This is a genomic window from Pseudomonas sp. SDO52101_S400 (genome assembly GCF_054071635.1).
In genome coordinates, this window is sequence record NZ_JBSVWF010000118.1 from 1 (window position 1) to 4,584 (window position 4,584).

Genomic DNA, 4,584 nt, shown 5'->3' on the forward strand with positions numbered 1-4,584 from the left:
GCGTCAGGTCAGTCAGCATCAAAGTCGAATGAAAGACCGCATTCGCGAGCAAGCCCGCTCCCACATTTGATCTCCATCACAGGTAGATCGCATTCGATTCAGATTTTTCAGAAGTCCAGGCAGGGCCGCTGCGACGGCCCTCGCCTTTTTGGAGCACCGCACCATGACGCTTGCAGTCCAGTTCACCAACGTTTCCCGGCAGTTCGGCGAGGTGAAGGCCGTTGACCGGGTTTCCATCGATATCCAGGACGGCGAGTTCTTTTCCATGCTCGGCCCTTCCGGTTCGGGCAAGACCACGTGCCTGCGCCTGATCGCAGGGTTCGAGCAACCGAGCGCGGGCTCGATCCGCATTCACGGCGCCGAGGCCGCCGGTCTGCCGCCCTATCAGCGCGACGTAAACACGGTGTTTCAGGATTACGCGTTGTTCCCGCACATGAACGTGCTGGACAACGTCGCCTACGGTTTGAAAGTCAAAGGCGTGAACAAGAACGAGCGCCACAAACGCGCCGAAGAAGCGTTGGACATGGTCGCCCTCGGCGGCTACGGCGCCCGCAAACCGGTGCAGTTGTCCGGCGGTCAGCGCCAGCGTGTCGCCCTCGCCCGCGCGCTGGTCAATCGCCCGCGGGTGCTGTTGCTCGACGAGCCGTTGGGCGCCCTCGACCTGAAGCTGCGCGAACAGATGCAGAGCGAACTGAAGAAGCTGCAACGCCAGCTCGGCATCACTTTCATCTTCGTCACCCACGACCAGACTGAAGCGCTGTCGATGTCCGACCGCGTGGCCGTGTTCAACAAGGGTCGCATCGAGCAGGTCGACACGCCGCGCAATCTGTACATGAAACCCACCACGACGTTCGTCGCCGAATTCGTCGGCACCTCGAACGTGATTCGTGGCGATCTGGCGCGCCAGCTCAGCGGTCATCCGCAGCCGTTTTCGATCCGCCCGGAACACGTGCGTTTCGCCGAAGGCCCGTTGGCCAGCCATGAAATCGAAGTCAGCGGCCTGCTCCACGACATCCAGTATCAGGGCAGCGCCACGCGCTATGAACTGACCCTGGAAAACGGCCAGACCCTGAGCATCAGCCACGCCAACAATCAGTGGATCGACAGCAGCGCGCAGCACCAGACCGGTCAGCGAATCAGCGCACGCTGGGCGCGGGAAGCGATGATTCCGTTGCACGACACCGTTGCGAGCGGGGTGTGACATGACCGTCCTCGCCCTCCCTCAATCGGCGCCGTTGCGCAGGTTTTCCAACTTGCTCTATCGCAAGCCGAATCTGTATCTGTCGATGCTGTTGGTGCCGCCGCTGCTATGGTTCGGCGCGATCTATCTGGGGTCGCTGCTAGTGCTGCTCTGGCAAGGTTTCTACACCTTCGACGACTTCACCATGGCGGTCACCCCGGACCTGACCCTGGCCAACTTCGCCGCGCTATTCCAGCCGTCGAACTTCGACATCATCCTGCGCACCCTGAGCATGGCCGTCGTGGTGTCGATCGCCAGCGCCATCGTCGCGTTCCCGATTGCCTACTACATGGCGCGCTACACCACCGGCAAGACCAAGGCGTTTTTCTACATCGCGGTGATGATGCCGATGTGGGCCAGTTACATCGTCAAGGCCTATGCCTGGACGCTGCTGCTGGCCAAGGGCGGCGTCGCCCAGTGGTTCGTTCAGCACCTGGGGCTGGAGCCGGTTCTGCAGTTCATTCTGGGGATTCCCGGGGTCGGCGGCAGCACCTTGTCGACCTCACATCTGGGCCGCTTCATGGTGTTCGTCTACATCTGGCTGCCGTTCATGATCCTGCCGATCCAGGCCTCGCTGGAACGCTTGCCGCCGTCCTTGCTGCAAGCCTCCGCCGACCTCGGGGCCAAGCCGCGCCAGACCTTCATGCAGGTGATTCTGCCGCTGTCGGTGCCGGGGATTGCTGCCGGTTCAATCTTCACGTTCTCGCTGACCCTGGGCGACTTCATCGTGCCGCAACTGGTGGGGCCGCCGGGCTACTTCGTCGGCAGCATGGTCTACGCGCAACAGGGCGCAATCGGCAACATGCCAATGGCCGCCGCGTTCACGCTGGTGCCCATCGTGCTGATCGCCATCTACCTGTCCATCGTCAAACGACTGGGGGCCTTCGATGCACTCTGAGAAAGCCTCTTTAGGCCTGAAAATCGCAGCCTGGGGCGGGCTGGTGTTCCTGCACTTCCCGATCCTGATCATCTTCCTCTACGCCTTCAACACCGAAGACGCGGCGTTCAGCTTTCCACCGAAAGGCTTCACGCTGCACTGGTTCAGCGTGGCGTTTTCCCGGCCTGACGTACTGGAAGCGATCAAGTTGTCGCTGCAGATCGCGGCCATTGCCACGCTGATTGCGATGGTCCTCGGCACCCTTGCTTCTGCGGCGTTGTACCGCCGGGACTTCTTCGGCAAACAGGGCATTTCGCTGATGCTGATCCTGCCGATTGCGCTGCCGGGGATCATCACCGGGATCGCGCTGCTGGCGACCTTCAAGACGCTGGGGATCGAGCCGGGGATGTTCACCATCATCGTCGGCCACGCGACCTTCTGCGTGGTGATCGTCTACAACAACGTCATCGCCCGCCTACGTCGCACCTCTCACAGCCTGATCGAGGCATCGATGGATCTCGGCGCCGACGGCTGGCAGACCTTTCGCTACATCATCCTGCCGAACCTCGGCTCGGCGCTGCTCGCCGGCGGCATGCTCGCGTTTGCGCTGTCGTTCGACGAAATCATCGTCACCACTTTCACCGCCGGCCACGAACGCACCTTGCCGCTGTGGCTGCTCAATCAACTGAGCCGCCCTCGGGACGTGCCTGTGACCAACGTCGTGGCGATGCTGGTGATGCTGGTGACCATGCTGCCGATCCTCGGCGCCTACTACCTGACCCGGGGTGGCGAGAGCGTGGCCGGCAGCGGCGGCAAATAACCGAATAACTGAAGAAACCGGATCGAAATGTGGGAGCCGGCTTGCTCGCGAAGAGGCAATCAAATTCAGCATTGATGTCGGCTGACCCAACGCTTTCGCGAGCAAGCCCGCTCCCACAATGGAACCCGGTTTCTTCAGAAAAATAACAATTGCTTCGAAGAGGACAATCAAATGCAAACCAAACTCTTGATCAACGGCCAACTGGTCAACGGCGAAGGCCCGGCGCAACCGGTGCTCAACCCGGCGCGCGGTGAAGTGCTGGTGGAAATCAACGAAGCCAGCGAAGCCCAGGTCGATGCCGCCGTGCGCGCCGCCGACAGTGCCTTCGCCGAGTGGTCACAGACCACGCCGAAAGACCGTTCGCTGTTGCTGCTCAAACTCGCCGACGCCATCGAAGCCCATGGCGAAGAACTGGCCAAACTGGAGTCGGACAACTGCGGCAAACCTTACAGCGCCGCGCTGAATGACGAGATCCCGGCGATTGCCGACGTGTTCCGTTTCTTCGCTGGTGCCAGCCGCTGCATGAGCGGTTCGGCCGGCGGCGAATACCTGCCCGGCCACACTTCGATGATCCGCCGCGATCCGGTGGGCGTGATCGCCTCCATCGCGCCGTGGAACTACCCGCTGATGATGGTCGCCTGGAAAATCGCCCCGGCCCTCGCCGCCGGTAATACCGTGGTTCTCAAGCCGTCGGAACAGACCCCGCTGACCGCGTTGCGTCTGGCCGAACTGGCGTCGGACATTTTCCCGGCCGGTGTACTCAATCTGGTGTTCGGTCGCGGGCCAAGCGTGGGCAGCCCGCTGGTGACCCATCCGAAAGTGCGCATGGTCTCGCTGACCGGCTCCATCGCCACCGGTTCGAACATCATTTCCAGCACCGCCGACAGCGTCAAACGCATGCACATGGAACTGGGCGGCAAGGCCCCGGTGATCATCTTCGACGATGCCGACATTGATGCGGCAGTCGAAGGCATTCGCACCTTCGGCTTCTACAACGCCGGTCAGGATTGCACCGCTGCATGCCGGATCTACGCCCAGCAAGGCATCTACGACAAGTTCGTCGAGAAACTTGGCGCAGCGGTCAGCAGCATCAAGTACGGCTTGCAGGATGATCCGTCGACCGAGCTCGGGCCGCTGATCACCGCCCAGCATCGCGACCGCGTGGCCGGGTTTGTCGAGCGCGCCGTGGCGCAACCGCACATTCGTTTGATCACCGGCGGCAAGGCTGTGGAGGGCAACGGTTTCTTCTTCGAACCGACCGTTCTGGCCGACGCGCAGCAGGACGACGAAATCGTCCGCCGCGAAGTGTTCGGGCCGGTGGTGTCGGTGACCAAATTCACCGATGAAGCCCAGGCGCTGGAATGGGCCAACGATTCGGACTACGGCCTGGCGTCCTCGGTGTGGACGGCGGATGTAGGGCGCGCTCATCGCCTGTCCGCCCGTTTGCAGTACGGCTGCACCTGGGTGAATACGCACTTCATGCTTGTCAGCGAAATGCCGCATGGCGGTCAGAAACTTTCCGGCTATGGCAAGGACATGTCCATGTACGGGCTGGAGGACTACACCACGGTTCGGCATGTGATGTTCAAGCACTAAAAGCCAAAAGCTTCGCGAGCAAGCCCGCTCCCACAGGGGAATGCATTCCAA

Annotated in this window: 4 protein-coding genes; all 4 read left to right on the top strand. The window is 61.7% G+C overall.

The window, feature by feature from the left end; translation table 11 throughout:
• Nucleotides 1–163 precede the first annotated feature (163 nt).
• The 4 genes from ACW9HX_RS28810 to ACW9HX_RS28825 all read left to right on the top strand — a co-directional run bounded on the left by ACW9HX_RS28810 (nucleotide 164) and on the right by ACW9HX_RS28825 (nucleotide 4,533).
• Nucleotides 164–1,201, top strand: coding sequence for an ABC transporter ATP-binding protein (locus ACW9HX_RS28810; protein ID WP_096819314.1), 1,038 nt, complete (start codon nucleotides 164–166; stop codon nucleotides 1,199–1,201).
• 1 nt (nucleotide 1,202) lies between these two features.
• A complete protein-coding gene (locus tag ACW9HX_RS28815; RefSeq protein ID WP_457383178.1) occupies nucleotides 1,203–2,138 on the top strand; it encodes an ABC transporter permease in 936 nt (311 codons plus the stop codon).
• Entirely contained in the window at nucleotides 2,128–2,937 is an 810-nt protein-coding gene (locus ACW9HX_RS28820; protein WP_134825601.1) for an ABC transporter permease, read from the top strand. The genes ACW9HX_RS28815 and ACW9HX_RS28820 overlap by 11 nt, the downstream gene beginning before the upstream one ends.
• A gap of 171 nt (nucleotides 2,938–3,108) precedes the next feature.
• Nucleotides 3,109–4,533, top strand: coding sequence for a gamma-aminobutyraldehyde dehydrogenase (locus tag ACW9HX_RS28825; protein WP_457383179.1), 1,425 nt, complete (start codon nucleotides 3,109–3,111; stop codon nucleotides 4,531–4,533).
• Nucleotides 4,534–4,584: the final 51 nt, after the last annotated feature.